Below are 17872 nucleotides of genomic sequence, written 5' to 3' on the forward strand. Positions count from 1 at the left end.
CCGGGGTGGGAGGACTCACGTGTTCTCCGACGCCGCGGACGGCTGTGGTGCTGTGTGCAGCCGATCGAAGAAGTGGGCGAGGGCGGGGCTGATGCTGCGGCCGTGTCGTTCCGAACCGACCCGCCGAACGATTTCTCGCACAGCGGGTCCGGTATCGAGCACCGGCTGAACCAAACCCGACCGTGCACACTGCTCGAGGACGGGCAGTAACACCCGTTCCGCTTCCGGGAGTGAGCCGACCGTGACAAGGCACTCGGTCAGCAACAAGCGGGCATAGAGGGATGCTCTGGGCCGGTCGGTGGCGCTGATCGACTCGGTGAGGATTCGGGCGCGCCGGCACGCGTGTGTCCGGTCACTGTCGGAGCCGGCGGCGAGCAGCAGCCGGATTGCCGCCTCTTCCGTGGTCTCGGCCGTGACCTGGGCGATCCCGTCAGGAACGTCGCTCGGAAGCCCGGGAGGAAAGGTGTCCGGGGAGACCTGCGATATCCCGATGCCCGTCCGGATGCGCTCGTTGGTGATGTACACCGCCAGGCGGGGCAGTTGCAGTGACAGCGCCAGCCGTTCCCCTTCAGCCAGTCGCTCGGCGGCCTGTTCGTGCTGCCCCAGGCGATGCTTCAGGCGAGCGCCGATGACGTACGTGGCGAGCATGAACTCGACGGTTCCGCCTTCGGCGCCGAGGCTGTAGCTCTCGTCGAGCAGGCCTTCGGCCTCGGCGAGGTTTCCCTGTTCGTACAGCAATTCCCCGAGGAGGGCACCGGTGAGCCGGGAGCTGTAGGAATTGTCTTCGTCGGAAGCGGTGGCCAGGTGCATGGCGTGGCGCAGGCTCGTCTCGGCGCCGTCGAGATCGAGTTGTTCCCGTGCGGCCACTGCATCGAGGCAATAGCCGTAGATGACACTGAACGGCCCGGAGGCGCGGCGGTGATGCGGGCGTGCCCATTGCTGCCAGCGCCGGGCCTCGTCGAAGTCGAACCGCTGGATCTCGCGGAACGAGGCCACATCCGCGACACCGCACAGAATCCACGGGCGGAGTCTGTCGGCGCGGGCGATACACGCCTCGAGTGCCTCGTCGAGGTGGTCGAGACGGTCGTCGAAGACGGTGATGGTGGCCCGGATGAGATCGGCCTCGGCTCGGGCGTCAGCCTCTTCGTCGCCGGGCACGGTCGGCAGCACTGCCTCTAGGCGGCTGAGGGCGTCGTTGGCCGCAGCGCGGTGGTGCAGCAGCGCGTGTGCCCAGGCCACCGCCAGCTGCAGGCGTGGCCGCATCGCGCCGGCGGTCGTCGGTAGCTTGGTCTCCAACCCGAGCAGAGTGTTCATCCGGGATTGTTCGAGCAGTGGGATTGCTTCCCGCTCGACCACGTCGATCGCCGCGTCGTCGTCGCCGGCGGCGTGGAAATGATCGACCGCCGCGCTCAACAGGTGTTGATCGGCGAACCATCGGGCCGCGGTCCGGTGCAGTTCGTGCAGGCGTTCCGGGTCGCCTCGTTCGAGCCGGCGGCGTAGATAGTCGGTGAACAGGTGGTGGTAGCGGAACCACTGTCCCTCCTCGTCGAGCCGGGTGAGGAACAGGTCCCGTTCTTCGATGTCTTCGAGCACGGCCTGGGCGTCCCGGCGGCCGGTCAGGGCGGTGGCCAGGGCTGCGCACGTGCGTTCGCTGACCGCGGTGGCCAGCAGGAAGTCGAGCAGGTCCGGTTCGAGGCTGTCGAGGACGTTCTCGGCGAGGTACTCGCCGAGAACGCGATGCCGGCCCGACAGCTGGCGGATGACCGTCCGGGGGTCACGGTGTTCGCGTATTGCCAGCGAGGCCAGCTGCAGGGCCGCCGCCCACCCGTCGGTTGTTTCCTCGAGCTCGGCAACGTCCTTGTCCTCCATGGTCAATCCGGTGGTACCGGTGAGCAGCTGGCGGGACTCGTCGACGTCGAAGCGCAGTGCGGCGGCGTCGATCTCGATCAACTCGTTGTGCACGCGCAGGCCGCTCAGCGGCAGACCCTGCCGGGCCCGGCTGGTGACGACCAGCTGCAGGTGGTGGCACCCTTGCTCGAGCAGGAACCGGGCGATGGCCCGGCTGGCAGGGTTGGTCACCCGGTGCCAGTCGTCGAGGACCACCGCGATGTGCTGCCCGCCCGTGTGTGTCCGGTTGATGAGGGTGGTCAGCACGAACCGCTCGGCGCCCTCCCCGTGTGCCTCCAGGACACGGGTCAGCTCTCTGCCGAGCCGGGGCAGGGTCACCGTGACCGCATCGACGAGATGCGCGAGAAACCAGGCGGGGGTGTTGTCGTCTTCGTCGATCGACAACCAAGCGGTCTTGCCGCCGTCGTGCTCGAGCATCCGCACGTACTGGGTGGCCACGGTGGTCTTGCCGTATCCGGCCGGGCCGTGGATCAAGATCAGCCGTGCCCGGGTCGCGGTACTGAGCCGGTCGAGCAGCCGGGTGCGCTGCACCATCGCGTGAGCCGCGACCGGGGGGGCGGTACTTGGTCGCCACGGCGGGCGGGCGAGCAGGCACGGACGCACCGGCCGAAGGGTCGAGGCGCAGATACGCCGCGGTCGCGGGGGATTCGCGACTTTCCGGCTGCGGTGGGCTCTCCTCGTCCCAGACCAACGGCAACGGCAGGTCGGCAACGGTGTAACCGAGGTCCGCCCCGGCGCTGCGCAGCGCCTCCCCCAACCCCGCCGCCGTGCCGAAGCGGTGGGCGGGCTCACGGGCCATCGCCTGCTCGATCACCGCACACACACCCTCCGGAACATCCCGCTCGCGCAGGTCCGGGATCGGTTCGGTGCTGATCCGCAGCAGCTGCGCCACCAGTTCCTCCCCGCGGCGCCGCGCGTAGGCCGGCCGGCCGGCCAGCGCGGTGAACAAGGTGGCGCCGAGTCCGTAGACGTCCGAGGCGACCGACGGAGACTGCCCGTGCAGCAGCTCCGGCGCGGTGTAGGCGGGAGAGCCCACCACCAAGCCTCGCGTGGTGTCCTGCCGATCCGACAGCCGGGCGATCCCGAAATCGGTCAGTTGCGGTTCGCCGTACTCGGAGATCAGGATGTTCGCCGGTTTGACGTCGCGGTGCAGGACACCCGCCCGGTGTGCCGTCTCGAGCGCCCCGGCCATCTTGATGCCGATGTCGAGAACTTCGGCAACCGTGCGGGCCCCGCGCCGGTTGATCCAGGCCTCGAGGGAGTCCCGGCGGTGGAACGGCATCACGATGTAGGGACGCCCGGTACGGGTGACGCCGGCCTCGAGCACGTGCACGATGTTCGGATGCCCCGACAGCCGGCCCATCGCCTGCTGCTCGCGCAGAAACCGCACCCGGTCGGTCTCGTCCGGACTGGGGCTCATCACCTTGACCGCGACCACCCGGTCGAGGGCGGGCTGACGACAGCGGTAGACGATGCCGAAACCTCCCTGCCCTGCCACCCGCGGCTCGACGAAACCGGCCGCGCTCAATTCGTCCGCGAGCTCCCTCGGAGGCGGATCAGCGGGACGTTCGGCGGCGTCACCGGACACCGTGCACCCGGTCTTCGGACCGAGTCCGGCACGGCAGTAGGTGCACCACGGCACTCCCGGGAGCCGGTTCTGCCGGCCGGTGCTCTGCGGACTTGATCATGACGCCACCTCGGATTGCTTCCGATTCTAGGCGCCACCCGCAGAAATTCACTGGCGGTGGGGAGCGCGAGGGCCTGGGCGCACTGCCCATCGGGACAGGCCGATCTGATCGTTCGGCCAGTTCGTCGGCAAGTCGGCGGACTTTACGGTGGATCCGGCAACGACCGTTGACGGTCGGGCAGGACCAGCTGTGTTCGATGAAGATGCGAGGGACCACGTGTGCGATCGGAAGGCCTACCGCGGTGCGCGTTCCTGTGGTGCAGGCTCACGCCCAGGGGTATTCGGGTCGGGGACACGTGCAGTGAGCCGACCGACGGTACGAGCCTGACGTGAGTGAGGGTTTTCGGATCGACCGCGTCTGCGTTCGACGAGCACGGCCCCCGGGGCCGTTCTTCGCCGATCCCGGAGAAACGAACGTCTGGCTGGTCGGCGACGACCGGGACGTGGTGGTCGTCGATGCGGGTGGTCGAGCCACCGACATCGCCGACGCGGTCGGTGACCGATGTGTCACCGCGGTGATCTGCACCCAGGGTGGCCGGGCCCACGTCTCGGCCGCGGTCGACGTGGGCGTGGGACTGTGTGCTCCGATCCTGCTGCATCCGGCCGACCACGCGTTGTGGCAGGCGGTGCACGGGCAGCGTCGCTATTGGCGACTCGACGACGGGCAGCGCATCGCCGTCGCCGGTGAGGAGATCCGGGTGCTGCACACTCCGGTCGCCACGCCCGGGTCGGTGTCGTTGCATCTTCCACACCTGGGCGTGGTGTTCACCGGCGACGTCCTCCGGCACGGGTGTGAAGCGCCCGGACACACCCCGCCGCCGAGCACGGCGCCCGGGCCACTGTCGGCGTTGCCGGCCGACACCCGAGTTCACCCCGGCCACGGCGACAGTTTCCTTCTCGGCGAGGCGTTCTCGCCGACCGATCGATGGGTGCGACACAGCGCATGACGAACACCACGGACCGGCACGTCTTCGACGAGAACGACATCCAGATCACCGACCCCAAGTCCTACGCAGCCGGGGTGCCCGCGGTGCTGGTGTCGCTGCGTCGTGGTCTCGAGCAGATGGGCCCGCTTCGCACCGCCCGCACCCTGGCCCGGCTGAACCAGCGGCACGGCTTCGACTGCCCGGGGTGCGCCTGGCCGGAGACCCCGGGGCATCGCAAGGCCGCGGAGTTCTGCGAGAACGGCGCCAAGGCCGTCGCCGAGGAGGCCACCACCCGGAAAGTCGGCCCGGCGTTCTTCGCCGCCCATTCGATTCCGGAGTTGCTCGCGCAGACGGACTTCTGGCTCGGGCAGCAGGGCCGGCTGACGCATCCGATGATCATCCGACCGGGCGGGGCGCACTACGAGCCGATCGGCTGGGACGAAGCCTATGCGGTGATTGCCGAGCACCTGCGTGCCCTGCCGAGCCCGGACGAGGCGATCTTCTACACCTCCGGCCGCACCTCCAACGAGGCGGCATTCGTCTACCAGCTGATGATCCGGTCCTTCGGCACCAACAACATGCCGGACTGTTCGAACATGTGCCACGAATCCTCCGGCACCGCCCTGACCGAGACCATCGGCATCGGCAAGGGCTCGGTGTCGGTCACCGACCTCGAAGACGCCGACCTGATCCTCATCGCCGGCCAGAATCCCGGCACCAACCATCCCCGCATGCTCTCCGTGCTCGAGAAGGCCAAGGCCAGCGGCGCCACGGTGATCGCGATCAACCCCCTGCCCGAGGCCGGGTTGCTGCGGTTCAAGGACCCGCAGAAGGTGAACGGCGTGCTCGGTGACGGCGCACAGATCGCGGACGAGTTCCTGCAGATCCGCATCGGCGGGGATCAGGCCCTGTTCCAAGGCCTGGCCAAGCTGCTGCTCGAGGAGGAGGACCGTCGGCCGGGCACCGTGCTCGACCGCGAGTTCCTCGACAGCCGGTGTGCCGGGTTCGAGCAGTGGGCCGAGCACATCCGGGCCGTCGACCTCGCCACGGTGCTCGAGGCGACCGGCCTGACGCGCGAGCAGATCGAACAGACCGCCCGCGCCCTGATCGCCTCGAACGCCACCATCGTGTGCTGGGCGATGGGCCTGACCCAGCAGACCCACGGTGTGGCCACCATCGAGGACGCGGTGGCCTTGTTGCTCATGCGGGGGATGATCGGCAAACCCGGAGCGGGGGTGTGCCCGGTGCGCGGGCACTCCAACGTCCAAGGCGACCGGACGATGGGGATCTGGGAGAAGATGCCCGAGTCCTTCCTGCAGGCTCTGGACGACGAGTTCGGCATCCGCAGTCCCCGCAGGCACGGCCTCGACGCGGTCGATTCGATCCGCGCCATGCGCGACGGCGCCGCGCACGTGTTCATGGCGATGGGTGGCAACTTCCTCTCCGCGACCCCGGACACCGATGTGACCGCCGCGGCGCTGCGCAACTGCGCGCTGACGGTGCAGATCTCGACCAAACTCAACCGCAGCCACCTCGTGCACGGGCGCACCGGGATCATCCTGCCCTCGCTCGGCCGCACCGACAAGGACGTCCGCAACGGCCGCAAACAACTGGTGTCGGTGGAGGATTCGATGTCGGTGGTGCATCTGTCCCGCGGTGGCCTGACGCCGGCCGGCGAACAGTTGCGCAGCGAGGTCGCCATCGTCTGCGAGCTCGCGCAGGCATTGTTCGGACCGGATCACCCGGTGCCGTGGCGCGGGTTCGCCGACGACTACGACGCCATCCGCGACGCCATCGCCCGCGTCGTGCCCGGGTTCGACGACTTCAACACCCGGGTCCGCCGACCGGACGGGTTCGTCCTGCCGCACCCACCCCGCGACGAGCGCCGCTTCCACACCGCCACCGGAAAGGCGAACTTCGTCGTCAACGACCTCGACTGGGTACCGGTGCCCGAGGGCCGGCTGATCCTGCAGACCCTGCGCTCCCACGATCAGTACAACACCACCATCTACGGCCTCGACGACCGCTACCGCGGCGTCAAGGGCGGCCGGCGGGTGCTGTTCGTCAACGACCGCGACCTCGAGTCGTTCGGCTTCGCGGCGGGCGACCGGGTGGACCTGATCTCCGAATGGCCCCGCCCCGACGGCACCGTCGAAGCGCGCCGCGCCGACGACTTCCGGCTCGTCCCCTACCCCACCCCGGTCGGCAACGTCGCCGCCTACTACCCCGAAACCAACCCCCTGATCCCGCTCGACCACGTCGCCCGCAAGTCCAACACCCCCGTGTCCAAGGCCGTCACCATCCGCCTCGAAGCCCACACCCCTCGGCGCGAGGGTGCCGCGGCACCGGGCACGGCGCCCGGCCGGCCTTCCCCCGGATCACCCGGGCGAGGCGAACTGGTGCACCGGAGCGTCGCATGGGACGAGTAACCACCCGCACCCGCATCACCCGCATCCACGCGAACCGACAGTCGACACGCCCGGATACCGTGGTCGTCGAAGAACCCCTCGAACTCCGGGTCAACGGCACCGCGCTGGCGGTGACCATGCGCACCCCCGGCTCCGACATCGAACTCGCCCAAGGCTTCCTGCTCACCGAAGGCATCGTCGGCGACCGCGGCGACATCGCCGCGATCCGCTACTGCCACAGCACCGACGAGAACGGCCGCAACACCTACAACGTCCTCGACATCGACCTCGCCCCCGGCGTCGCACTGCCCGAGACCGGCATCGAGCGTAACTTCTACACCACCTCCTCCTGTGGGGTGTGCGGCAAGGCCTCCCTCGACGCGATCCGCCAACGCACCCGCCACGCCCCGGCCGACGACCCCGTCGTCGTCGACCCCACCGCCCTGTCGGGCATGCCGCACACCCTGCGCGAGGCGCAGAAGGTGTTCGACCGCACCGGCGGCCTGCACGCCGCCGGCCTGTTCACCGCCACCGGTGACCTGCTCGCCCTGCGCGAGGACGTCGGCCGGCACAACGCCGTGGACAAGATCGTCGGCTGGGCCACCGAAAACCACCGCATCCCCGCCCGGGGAACGGTCCTGCTCGTCAGCGGCCGCGCCTCCTTCGAACTCGCCCAGAAGACGGTCATGGCCGGCATCCCCGTCCTCGCCGCCGTCTCCGCACCGTCCTCACTCGCCATCGACCTGGCTGACGAATCCGGGCTGACCCTGGTCGGTTTCCTGCGCGAGGACACCATGAACATCTACACCCACCCTCATCGAATCGGGGTGTGAGCAATCCGCAGGGTGCCCGTCCCCTCCGGGGAGCACGTGAAGGCCGCCGCGCCGCGCTCGTCGCACGGGCGCGAGCGGGCTGTTGTGGTGGCGAGCGGGCGGTTCCTGAGCCCTCCCCTCGCGGTTCGCCGCGAAATCCACCCGCTCGACGCGGGATGTACCCGCTCGACGTCCCGGGTGCTCGCCATTCAGCATTCGGAACTGAAACGTTCGGAACTGCAATAGGGTATCGGCTGCACTCCCGCTGGGCATCCGAGGTTCCGTCCTCGGATTCGAGAACCCGAGGACGAGGCATGACCGACGCAGTGGACGAGACGGCACGGCTCGCGAGCACCTTCGACGACGCGAGCGGCGACTTCGACCGGCTCACCCCGACGGTGTGGGGCCCGGCCGGGCAGGCGCTGGTCTTCCAGCTCGGGCCCGGTCCCGGCGCGACGGTGCTGGACGTGTGCTGCGGCGCCGGCGCCTCGGCGCTGCCCGCCGCCGCGGCGGTGGGACCGACCGGCCGGGTCCACGCGATCGACGTCGCCGACGAACTGCTCGAGCTCGGCCGGCTCGTCGCCGCCGAGCGGGCGCTGCAGAACATCGACTTCGTGTGCGCCGACGCCACCACGTGGGAACCGCCGTCCGCGGTCCCGGAGGCCGGGTACGACGCGCTCGCCATCTCCTACGGCGTGTTCCTGCTGCCCCACATGGACGCCACATTCGACCGCCTGGTCGGCCTGGTCCGGCACGGCGGCCGGATCGGCGTCACCGTGTGGCGGGCCGGGGCGATGGAGGAGATCAGCGCGACGCTGTTCGACGTCGTCGGCTGCCGCAACCCGGCGGTGGCGGGCCGGCCGTCGCTGCGCGACCGGACACCGCTGCACGCGATCGATCTGCCGCGCACCCTCGAGGCATGGCTCGCGGCCGCCGGCACCCACTCGGTGGAGGTACGCACCCTGTCGAATCTGCTGCCCGCCACCGAGGAGCTGTGCTGGACGCTGGTGACCGCGACGGGCCTGCGGGCAGCCCTGGCCGGGCTCGACGCCGACGCGGTCGCCGCGGTGCGCGCCGAGTTCCTGGCGGCCGTCACCGAGCGCGGCATCCACACGATCGACGCGACGACCCTCGTCGGGACCGCCACCGTCCGGCGGCCCCCGGCGACGGTGTGACCGGCCGGAACGACCCGGATGCACACCTGAGACACTGGACGGCATGACCTCCGCTGCCTCGTCCGACGACCGTCGGTATGTACTGTCACTGGGCTGCCCCGACGCCACCGGCATCGTCGCCCGCATCTCGACCTTCCTCGCGGACGTGGGCGGCTCGATCGTCGAAGCCGGCTACCACGCGGACCCCGACAGCGGCTGGTTCTTCACTCGTCAGGCGGTGCGCGCCTCCTCCATCCCGCTCGGCCTCGACGAACTGCGCGAGCGGTTCGCGACCGTCGCGGCGGAGCTCGGCCCGGAGACCGAGTGGACGCTGCAGGACACCGGCGAGACCAAGCGGGTGGTGCTCCTCGTCAGCAAGGAGGGCCACTGCCTGCACGACATCCTCGGCCGGGTGGCCGCCGGCGAGCTGAACGCGGAGATCTGCGCGGTCGTGGGGAACCACCCCGACCTCGAGCGGGTGACCCGCCGGCACGGCATCGACTTCCACTACGTGTCCTTCCCCAAGGACCCGGAACAGCGCGGGCCCGCGTTCGAGCAGGTGCGCAAGCTCGTCGACGTGCACGATCCGCACGCCGTCGTGTTGGCGCGGTTCATGCAGATCCTGCCGCCCGAGCTGTGCGAGCACTGGGCGGGCCGGGCGATCAACATCCACCACAGCTTCCTGCCGTCGTTCATCGGCGCACGCCCCTACCATCAGGCCTTCGCGCGCGGCGTGAAGCTGATCGGCGCGACGTGCCACTACGTGACCCCCGAGCTGGACGCCGGCCCGATCATCGAGCAGGACGTGGTGCGCGTCGGTCACGCCGACACGGTCGGCGACATGGTGCGCCTCGGCCGCGACGTCGAGAAGCTGGTGCTGGCCCGCGGTCTGCGCTGGCACCTCGAGGACCGGGTGCTGGTGCACGGCAGCAAGACCGTCGTCTTCAGCTGACGTCCCGTTCCGGGGCGCGCCCGTCACCCGACCGTGACGGTGCGGCTGTGCCAGCCGGTGGCGCCGTCGGGGATGGGCGGGCGACGCTGCTCGTCCTGCACCCGGCCCTCGCCGTCCGTCGCCCGCACCTCGAGCACGTGCGTACCGGGCGTCGCGTCCCACCGCCACGTCCACTGCCGCCACGTGTCGAGGGAGTACTCCTCGGCGAGCACGGCGTCGTTCCAGGGGCCGCCGTCGACCCGGACCTCGACGCGGTCGATGCCGCGGTGCTGCGCCCACGCGGTACCGGCGACGATCACGGGCCCGGGTTCGAGCCGGCCGAACGCGGCGGGGACGTCGATGCGCGAGGCCGTCCGGACGGGGGCCTTCTCCGCCCAGCCGCGCCGCGTCCAGTAGGCCTCGGCCCGGTCGAAGCGGGTCAGTTCCCAGTCGACGACCCACTTGGTGGCGGAGACGTACCCGTACAGGCCCGGCACCACCTGCCGGGCCGGGTATCCGTGTTCGAACGGCAGCGGCTCGCCGTTCATCGCGACGGCGAGCAGGGCGTCGCGGCCGTCGAGGACCGCGTCGACGGGGGTGCCGCAGGTGAAGCCGTCGACGCTGGTGGACAGGAGCATGTCGGCGTCGGGGCGGACCCCGGCCCGCGCGAGCAGGTCGCTCATCCGGTATCCGATCCAGCGGGCGTTGCCGGCCAGGTCGCCGCCCACCTCGTTGGACACGCAGGTGAGCGTGAGGATCCGTTCGACGGGTTCGAACGCGGCCAGGTCGTCCCAGGTCAGCGTCACCTCCCGTTCCACCATCCCGTGGATGCGCAGGCGCCAGTCGGCGGTGCGCAACCGCGGCACCCGGAGCGCGGTGTCGATGCGGTAGAACTCCGCCGGTGAGGTGAGGAAAGGGGTGGCCCCGGGGACCGTCACCTCGGTGCCGGCCGGCACGGATGCGGCGGGCCGGGCGGGCCGCGGGATCAGGAACCGGGCGCGGTCCTCGACGGCCCGCGTCAGCCGGTCGGTGAGGTACCGGCCGGTCGCGCCGGCGGCCACGGCCACGGCGGCCGCGGAGCCGACCACCGTGAGGAACCGCCGGCGCGGCCACCCCGACGCCGGGGTCGCCGGCACGCCGTCGCGGACGTCGGATCGGGCGAGCAGCCGGATGGAGTACTGCAGCAGCGCCGCGCCCGCGAGGGCGCCGACGACCGTCGGCAGCGCGGCGACGGCCGTGGCGCCCGGCCGGCTCAGCGCCGCGTACACGCCCACCGCGGCCAGGGCGAGGATCACGAGGCCACCGCGCGGGCGGCCGGGCTGCTCGAGCAGCCCCGCCCCCACGGCGAGTACGGCCAGGATCACCGACATGCCGATGAACAGGGCCGGCTTGTCGGACGTGCCGAAGGTGTCGATCGCGAACTCGCGGGCCCACGCCGGGGCTCGGTCGACCGTGGTGGCGCCGACGGCGTAGAACGGCGACGACGCGGGCCCGATCAGCACGCCCAGCAGTTCTCCGACGCCGAGGACCACTCCGAACGCGACGAGGCCGGCGAAGGCGCGGGCCGCGCGGTGGCGCGCCACTGTCATGGGTCTCCTCCCGGTGGACTACACCGAGGGTTCGGCGCCGCGCCCGCCGCGGATGGGACCCTCAGGCGCCGGCCGGCATGCGATCGCGTTCGGCCAGGTGCAGCAGTTCGTCGTCGAAGGCGTCGATCGCCTCGACCGAGCTCATGTGCCCGATCCCGTCGAGCACCACGAGCCGCTCGAGGTGCCCGCAGGTCTTCAGGGTCTCGGCGAGCTTGCGGGCGTGCACCGGCGGTGTGAGCCGGTCCGCGGTGCCGACGAGCACGGTCGTCGGCACCGTGAGGTGGTCGAGCCCGTCGCGGATGTCGAAGGCGCTCAGCGCGGTGCCCCAGTTGCCGCGGGCCCGCGGCGTGCAGCCGAGCACGATCTTCTCGCAGAAGGCGACCTCGGCGGTGCTCGAACCGGGCGCGAGCGCGACGTACTTCAGGGCCCGGGTGGTGACGGGTGAGGCGACGAGCGGAAGGGCGGCGCCGAGGAGCCGGCGCGCGACGGGCTCCTGCACCCGCCCCAGCCGGGACGGCAGCAGCGCGGCCTCGGCGAGCAGGCTGTCGGTGCCGGTGCTCGCGAGCAGCACCCCGGAGGCCTTCTCCCGCACCTGATCGGGGTGGCGGCCGGCCCACGCGATGATGCTCATGCCGCCCATGCTGTGACCGGCGAGGACTGCCTTGCGGCCGGCCGGCACCGTCGCCTCGAGGACCGCGGCGAGGTCGTCGGCGAGGACGTCGGGGCCGAAGGTCCGGGTACCGAGGTCGCTGCGGCCGTGTCCGCGCTGGTCGTAGGTGATCACCCGGTAGCGGCCGGCGAGGGCGTTGATCTGCGGGATCCAGTAGTCGGCGTTGCAGGTCCATCCGTGGCTGAGCACGATCGGGTCGGCGTCCGGGTCGCCGTAGGCGCGGACGTTGAGATGGGCACCGTCGTCGGTGGTGAGGTCGATGACGTCGGGTTCCACCGTCGGCGGCGCGAGCAGCGCGTGCGGTGGCCGGTCGGCGGCGCGCACCACGGCGCGGCGTCGGCGGGCGCGGTAGGCCACGAGGCCGGCAACGGCAGCGGCGCCGGCCACCCCGGCGATCGCCAGGGTGGTCCTGCGGGACGGCTTCTTCACCTGTGTTGTTCTCCTGGTTGCTGGAACGACGGCCGTCGCGACGTGCGGCGGCCGGGGGACGGTCGCGCGGTCACAGGACGTGGGCGCGGCGGAGCAGCAGGGTGGACGGTCCCCCGATCAGGCCGACGTCGTCGAGGAACTCGATCGTCCGTCGTGCGCCCTCGCGGAGCCGGTCGTGGTAGTGGGTGTTGGTGCGGACCGCGGCGGTGGCCTCGGCGACGTCGAGTCCCGCGGCGGCGTAGACGTCGTCGTGGACCAGGCTCGTGACGACGAAGTACGCGGAGATGCCCAGCTGCAGCCGGACGCGTGCGCGGTCGACGCGGGAGAGGTGGCGCGTGCGGCGGATGATCTCCTCACGCGCGTACCGGATGTGGCGGGACTCCTCGATCACATGGATGCGGCTGACGGTGCGGGTGACGGGCTGGACCCGCTCGTCGCGCATGAAGTCGCGCTGCATCATGTCGAGGATCTCCTCGGCGAACAGGGTGCCGCCGAAGGCGAGCGCTCCGCTCGCGGTGGCCTTGAACAGCCGGCCGCTCTCCCGGATCCAGCGCTTCGGCCGGTAGGACGGGATCCCGAAGTGCTGTGCCGCGCGCGCGAACATCGTCGAGTGCCGGCACTCGTCGGCGATCTCGGTGAGCCCGAACTGGACGTAGGGGGTGGCGGGGTCGCGGCGGTAGAGGTCGCGCACGAGCATCTGCATCAGGATCATCTCGAACCAGATGCCGGTGCCGGCGATGCTGGCGGCCTCGTGCTGGGTCAGTACGATCCGCTGCCGCTCGGTCATCGACTCCCACAGGGCGGTGCCGTAGAGGCTGCTCCACTCGGGGGTCATGCCGTACTTGTCGGCAGGGACGGGGGCGTCCCAGTCGATCTCGAGGGCCGGGTCGTAGGAGGAGCGCGCCGCGGACGCCAGCAGGCGTTCGGCGGTGTCCTGACGGTCGGCGGTGCGGAAGGTCCGGGTGAGCGCCATCGTCGATCACCTCGTCTCGGTTGTTACCCGTTACTCGAAGTGTCACCAACCTGTCGGCGCTTGTCAAGGCTCCCGGGGAGAGCTACCACCGGCGCCGTTGCACCTCGTCCACCCGCGGCCGCACGTCGACGAGGTACACGCACACGGCGATGACCGCGATGATCCCGAGCATCATGAAGGTGCCCCAGAAGACGAAGATCACCAGCAGCGAGGCGGCGAGGATGCCGAGCCACACCGGCTTGGTGAGCTTGTCGACCGCGGGGAACGCCTCGGCCGGCTGCCGCACGGCATGCAGCAGCGCGAAGCCCGCCCCGGCGAGCGCGACGATCTGCAGAGCGAAGATGATCAGGGCGGCGAGAGAATCGACGTTGGGCACGTCCCCATGGTACGAGCAACGGCCCCCACGCGGAGGTCGCGTGGGGGCCGTCGGCGGTTCTACCGACCGGTCGAGATCAGGCGCCGGTGGTCTTGCGCGGCGCGGCCTTCTTGGCGGGCGCCTTGGCCGGAGCCTTGGCCGCAGCCGGGGCGGGCGCCTTGGCCGGGGTCTTCGGCGCGGCGGCCTTCTCCGCGGCCTCCTCGACCTTGGTGGCGGCCTCGTCGAGCTCGAGCGCGGCGGTCTCGACCCGGTCGGCGGCCTCCTCGGCGGCCTCCTGGGCCTGGCCACCGAGATCGAGCACCCGCATACCGGCCTCCTCACCGGCACCGGAGATGGCCTCGCCGACATCGCCGGCGGTCTCCTCGATCCGGCCGGCGGCGCGACCGGCGAGCTTGGCGGCCTGCTCGCCCACGGCGCGGGTCTGCCGCGCCACGGTGCCGAGAGCATCCTCGGTGAGCTCGACGGCGTCACCGAACGCGGCCTCGGCGCGGCCGATGCTCTCCTCGACGACCGGCTGCTTGCGCAGCCGCTCGATGGTCTCCTCGCCGCGCTCGGCGAGCGCGGTGTAGATGTCGGAGGCCACCTTCAGGTATGCCTCGGCCACCTTGCGCAGCTCCTCGGCAGTGAACTTCTCGCGCAGCTCGGCGAGATCCTCGGGCAGCTCGGCCGGCAGGCCCGCGAGACGCTCGCGCAGGGACTCGACGTTCTCGGTCAGGTCCTCCTGGAAGTCGGCGAGACGGCCCCGGGCGCTGTCGACCCGGTCGGTGACGTCGGTCTGGGTGGTCTCGGCGCGACGGCGGGTCCGGGCCACCACGTCGGCCACGGCCTGGACCACGGCGTCGCCGGCGCCGACGGCGGCATACAGCGGGGTGGCGAAGGTCTTCGGATCGGTCATGTCAGTTCTCCTGTTGGTCGGGGTCGGTCGCGCCCTTCGGGGCGGCGGCCTCGGATGCGGACGTCTCGGATGCGGATGCCTCGGGGGCAGATGTCCCCGGTGCGGATGCCGCCCCGGACGGGCGGGAACCGTTCTCGCGGCAGAACGATTCGTAGATGTCGAGCAGGACCTGCTTCTGCCGTTCGGTGAGGACGGCGTCGGCGAGCAGCGCATCGCGCACCGCGCTCTGCGGACGTTGCTCCAGGATCCCGGCCCGGACGTAGAGGACCTCCGCGGACATCCGGAGACCCTTGGCAATCTGACCGAGCACCTCGGCCGAGGGCTTGCGCAGCCCTCGCTCGATCTGGCTCAGGTAGGGATTGCTGACGCCGGCGAGCTGGGACAGCTGACGCAGGGACACCTGCGCCGCCTCGCGTTGCGAGCGGATGAAACTGCCGATGTCCTGGGCGGCAGTGCTGACTACCCGGGTAGCGATCTCGGTGGCGCCGGACGCGTCGTCCTTGTCACCGTCCCCCCCGTCGGCTGGTTCACCCGATTCCTTCGTGGACACAACCTCAGCGTACGCGCAAGTGCTAGCTGTAGCAAGCACTCTGCTAGCAGGTGTGGCACGTCACGCGAACAGCAGGTTCGACAGGGTGTAGATGGCCAGGCCGGCGAGCGATCCGACCACCGTGCCGTTGATGCGGATGAACTGCAGATCGCGTCCCACCTGCAGCTCGATCTTGCGGCTCGCCTCCTCGGCGTCCCAGCGCTCGACCGTCTCCCGGATCACCGCGGTGATCTCGTCGGCGTAGTTGGCGGCGATGTACCGGGCCCCGTCCAGCAGCCAGCGGTCGAACTTGCCGCGCAGCTCGTGGTCCTCCATCAGCCGCACGCCGAAGTGGATGACGTTCTCGGTGACCTTCGTCCGCAGCGTGCTGTGCGGATCGTCGACCGACTCGAGGATCATCCGCTTGGCCGCCCGCCACGTCGCGGAAGCCAGCTGCGTGACCTCCTCGCGGCCCATGATCTCCGCCTTGACCTTCTCCGCCTTGGCAATGGTGACCGGGTCGTGCTGCAGGTCCCGCGCATAGTCGGCGAGGAACCGGTTCGCGGCCACGCGCACCTCGTGGTCGGGGTTGGAGCGCACCTTCCAGGTGAACTCGACGAGCTCGCGATGGATCCGCTCCCCGAGCAGCAGGTCCACGAACTTCGGCGACCACGACGGCGAGTCGCGACTGATGATGCGGTCGATCGTCTCCTGGCTGCCGAGGGCCCATTGATGGGCCCGCTCGGCCAGCATGTCGATCAGCGGCATCTGCCGGTTCTCGGCGAGGAGCTCGGACAGCACCCGGCCGATGGGCGGCCCCCACTCCGGCTCGGCGATGCGCTTGACGATGGTGTTGTCGATGATCTGCTGGATGTCCTCCTCGCGCAGGACCGTCACGAGGCCCCGCAGCACCGTCGACGTCTCCTGCGCGATCCGCTCGGCGTGGTCGGGCTCGGCCATCCAGGTGCCCAGCCGCAGCGGGATCCGGGCGTTCTCGACCTTCTCCGACACCACCTCGGGGGCGAGGAAGTTGGCGCCGACGAACGAACTCAGGCTCGCCCCGAGCTGATCCTTCTTCCGCTTGATGATGGCCGTGTGCGGAATGGGGATCCCGAGCGGATGCCGGAACAGCGCGGTGACGGCGAACCAGTCCGCGAGCGCGCCGACCATCCCGGCCTCGGCGGCCGCCCGCACGTACCCCACCCATTCGCCGGCACCGCGCGACTCCTGCCAGCGGCAGAACAGGTAGACCGCGGTCGCCGCGAGCAGAAAGCCGGTGGCGACCGCCTTCATCCGCCGCAGATCCCTGCGCTTGGCGTCATCGTCGATGCTCATCAGCTGCACCTCCACCATTGTGCCGAACCCGCCACCCGCAGGGGCGGGACGCGGGTTCGGCACACCGTCCCCCCTGGGAACGGGACATCCGCACGGGGTGCGGCACACCCCCTTATAAACTGGGCGGACGATCGACAGCGAACGGATGTGCCACCCAGTGCCGAACCACCGAGTTCCCCAGCCCCTGCCCCCGACCGACACGCCGGTCCCGACAGCCGCCGCGCCGACCAAGCAGGACGGGCGCAAGCGCCGCTGGCACGAGCACAAGATCGCCCGGCGCGAGGAACTGGTCGACGGCACGATCAAGGCGATCCGGTCCCGCGGGCGCGACGTCGGGATGGACGAGATCGCCGCCGAGATCGGCGTGTCCAAGACGGTTCTCTACCGGTACTTCACCGACAAGAACGACCTGACCACGGCGACGATGCTCCGGTACGTGGAGACGATCCTCGCTCCGCGCATCTACGCGGCGGTGGCGGAGGATCTCGACGAGTACGACCTGACCCGGGTCGCGATCGCCACGTACGTCGAGACCGTCGCCTCGGATCCCGAGGTGTACCTGTACGTGATGACCAACAGCGCCGCGGCCGGGCGCGATGTCGTGGCGAACTCGGAGCGGATGATCGCCGAACTCGTCGCGACGGTGATCGGCGAGCGGCTCCGGAATCTGGAGATGGACTCGGGCGGTTCCGTGCCGTGGGCGTACGCGATCGTGGGCGCGATCCAGCTCGCCACCCACTGGTGGATCTCCAACAAGTCGATGTCGGCGGAGGACCTGACCGACTACCTCACCATGATGACCTGGGGCGGGATCTCCGGGATCGCCGCCGTCGGCGGCTCGCCGGCCCGGTTCAAGAGCCGGCCGCACCCGCTGCTCCCGGAGGCCGGCACGCCGTGACCAGATTTATGTAACTGGCGTTTACATGTAAAGTCGCGGGCATGTCCGACCCACACGACGACGAACCCGACGGCTACCGCGGCCCCGCCGAGGTCACCGTCGGCGAGCAGCACGCCACCACGGAGGTGCAGCTGGCCGGAGCGTTCGACCCCATCAGCGGGCGCTACCGCTGGCGCGGCCGGATCCGCGGCCTCGCGGCAGCCCTGCCGCCGGGCACCGACCTCTCCCCCGGCACCGACCTCCACCTGACCGTGCCCGGGCCCGGCGGCCCCGCGCCGGCGACCGTCCGGATCAGCGAGACGGACCTGTGGGGCAGCCACATGGTCGACGGCGTCTCGGCCCCGCCCTATCC

Annotated in this window: 16 protein-coding genes and 1 pseudogene; 8 read left to right on the top strand and 9 right to left on the bottom strand. The window is 70.7% G+C overall.

What is annotated here, in order from left to right; all coding sequences use genetic code 11:
• Window positions 1–15: 15 nt before the first annotated feature.
• Complete coding sequence (locus tag G6039_RS22420; protein ID WP_445009157.1) at window positions 16–2442, bottom strand: winged helix-turn-helix domain-containing protein; 2427 nt, start codon at window positions 2440–2442, stop codon at window positions 16–18.
• Between the two features lie 292 nt (window positions 2443–2734).
• Window positions 2735–3550: pseudogene (locus G6039_RS31585) on the bottom strand (serine/threonine-protein kinase); the annotation flags it as partial.
• A gap of 374 nt (window positions 3551–3924) precedes the next feature.
• Here G6039_RS31585 and G6039_RS22425 point away from each other — a divergent pair.
• From G6039_RS22425 to purU, 6 genes are all read left to right on the top strand, one after another.
• Window positions 3925–4542, top strand: coding sequence for an MBL fold metallo-hydrolase (locus G6039_RS22425; protein ID WP_043803279.1), 618 nt, complete (start codon window positions 3925–3927; stop codon window positions 4540–4542).
• Window positions 4539–6950, top strand: a complete 2412-nt coding sequence (locus G6039_RS22430; RefSeq protein WP_080688668.1) for an FdhF/YdeP family oxidoreductase — start codon at window positions 4539–4541, stop codon at window positions 6948–6950. The genes G6039_RS22425 and G6039_RS22430 overlap by 4 nt, the downstream gene beginning before the upstream one ends.
• A complete protein-coding gene (gene fdhD, locus G6039_RS22435; protein WP_006946513.1) occupies window positions 6938–7762 on the top strand; it encodes a formate dehydrogenase accessory sulfurtransferase FdhD in 825 nt (274 codons plus the stop codon). The genes G6039_RS22430 and fdhD overlap by 13 nt, the downstream gene beginning before the upstream one ends.
• Window positions 7763–7798: 36 nt before the next feature.
• Window positions 7799–7987 carry a hypothetical protein gene (locus G6039_RS22440; protein WP_006946512.1) on the top strand — a complete coding sequence of 63 codons (189 nt, stop codon included), beginning with the start codon at window positions 7799–7801 and terminating at the stop codon, window positions 7985–7987.
• Window positions 7988–8055: 68 nt separating this feature from the next.
• On the top strand, window positions 8056–8916 hold the full coding sequence (locus G6039_RS22445; RefSeq protein ID WP_043803281.1) for a class I SAM-dependent methyltransferase: 861 nt from the start codon (window positions 8056–8058) through the stop codon (window positions 8914–8916).
• Between the two features lie 43 nt (window positions 8917–8959).
• The gene (gene purU / locus G6039_RS22450; RefSeq protein WP_006946510.1) at window positions 8960–9847 is read left to right on the top strand and encodes a formyltetrahydrofolate deformylase; all 888 of its coding nucleotides are present in this window, start codon (window positions 8960–8962) and stop codon (window positions 9845–9847) included.
• Window positions 9848–9870: 23 nt separating this feature from the next.
• Here purU and G6039_RS22455 read toward each other — a convergent pair whose 3' ends face one another.
• The 7 genes from G6039_RS22455 to G6039_RS22485 form a co-directional block, all read right to left on the bottom strand.
• Window positions 9871–11415, bottom strand: coding sequence for a molybdopterin-dependent oxidoreductase (locus tag G6039_RS22455; protein WP_043803284.1), 1545 nt, complete (start codon window positions 11413–11415; stop codon window positions 9871–9873).
• A 61-nt stretch (window positions 11416–11476) separates the two neighbouring features.
• On the bottom strand, window positions 11477–12514 hold the full coding sequence (locus G6039_RS22460; protein ID WP_006946508.1) for an alpha/beta fold hydrolase: 1038 nt from the start codon (window positions 12512–12514) through the stop codon (window positions 11477–11479).
• A 70-nt stretch (window positions 12515–12584) separates the two neighbouring features.
• Window positions 12585–13487, bottom strand: coding sequence for an AurF N-oxygenase family protein (locus tag G6039_RS22465; protein ID WP_006946507.1), 903 nt, complete (start codon window positions 13485–13487; stop codon window positions 12585–12587).
• Between the two features lie 82 nt (window positions 13488–13569).
• Window positions 13570–13863, bottom strand: a complete 294-nt coding sequence (locus tag G6039_RS22470; RefSeq protein ID WP_006946506.1) for a DUF2516 family protein — start codon at window positions 13861–13863, stop codon at window positions 13570–13572.
• 76 nt (window positions 13864–13939) lie between these two features.
• On the bottom strand, window positions 13940–14758 hold the full coding sequence (locus G6039_RS22475; RefSeq protein ID WP_043803288.1) for a hypothetical protein: 819 nt from the start codon (window positions 14756–14758) through the stop codon (window positions 13940–13942).
• A gap of 1 nt (window position 14759) precedes the next feature.
• Window positions 14760–15308 (bottom strand): helix-turn-helix domain-containing protein, encoded by a 549-nt coding sequence (locus G6039_RS22480; protein ID WP_006946504.1) that lies wholly within the window; start codon window positions 15306–15308, stop codon window positions 14760–14762.
• 60 nt (window positions 15309–15368) lie between these two features.
• The gene (locus G6039_RS22485) at window positions 15369–16640 is read right to left on the bottom strand and encodes a DUF445 domain-containing protein (RefSeq protein WP_029545205.1); all 1272 of its coding nucleotides are present in this window, start codon (window positions 16638–16640) and stop codon (window positions 15369–15371) included.
• A gap of 139 nt (window positions 16641–16779) precedes the next feature.
• On the opposite strand from G6039_RS22485, the gene G6039_RS22490 reads away from it, so the two are divergent.
• Window positions 16780–17520, top strand: a complete 741-nt coding sequence (locus G6039_RS22490) for a TetR/AcrR family transcriptional regulator (RefSeq protein WP_006946502.1) — start codon at window positions 16780–16782, stop codon at window positions 17518–17520.
• A 41-nt stretch (window positions 17521–17561) separates the two neighbouring features.
• Window positions 17562–17872 (top strand): DUF4873 domain-containing protein (locus G6039_RS22495; RefSeq protein WP_164528117.1); only part of this gene is annotated, 311 nt, incomplete at its 3' end.

The sequence above is a fragment of the Rhodococcus aetherivorans genome (genome assembly GCF_011058165.1).
Lineage (GTDB): Bacteria > Actinomycetota > Actinomycetes > Mycobacteriales > Mycobacteriaceae > Rhodococcus > Rhodococcus aetherivorans.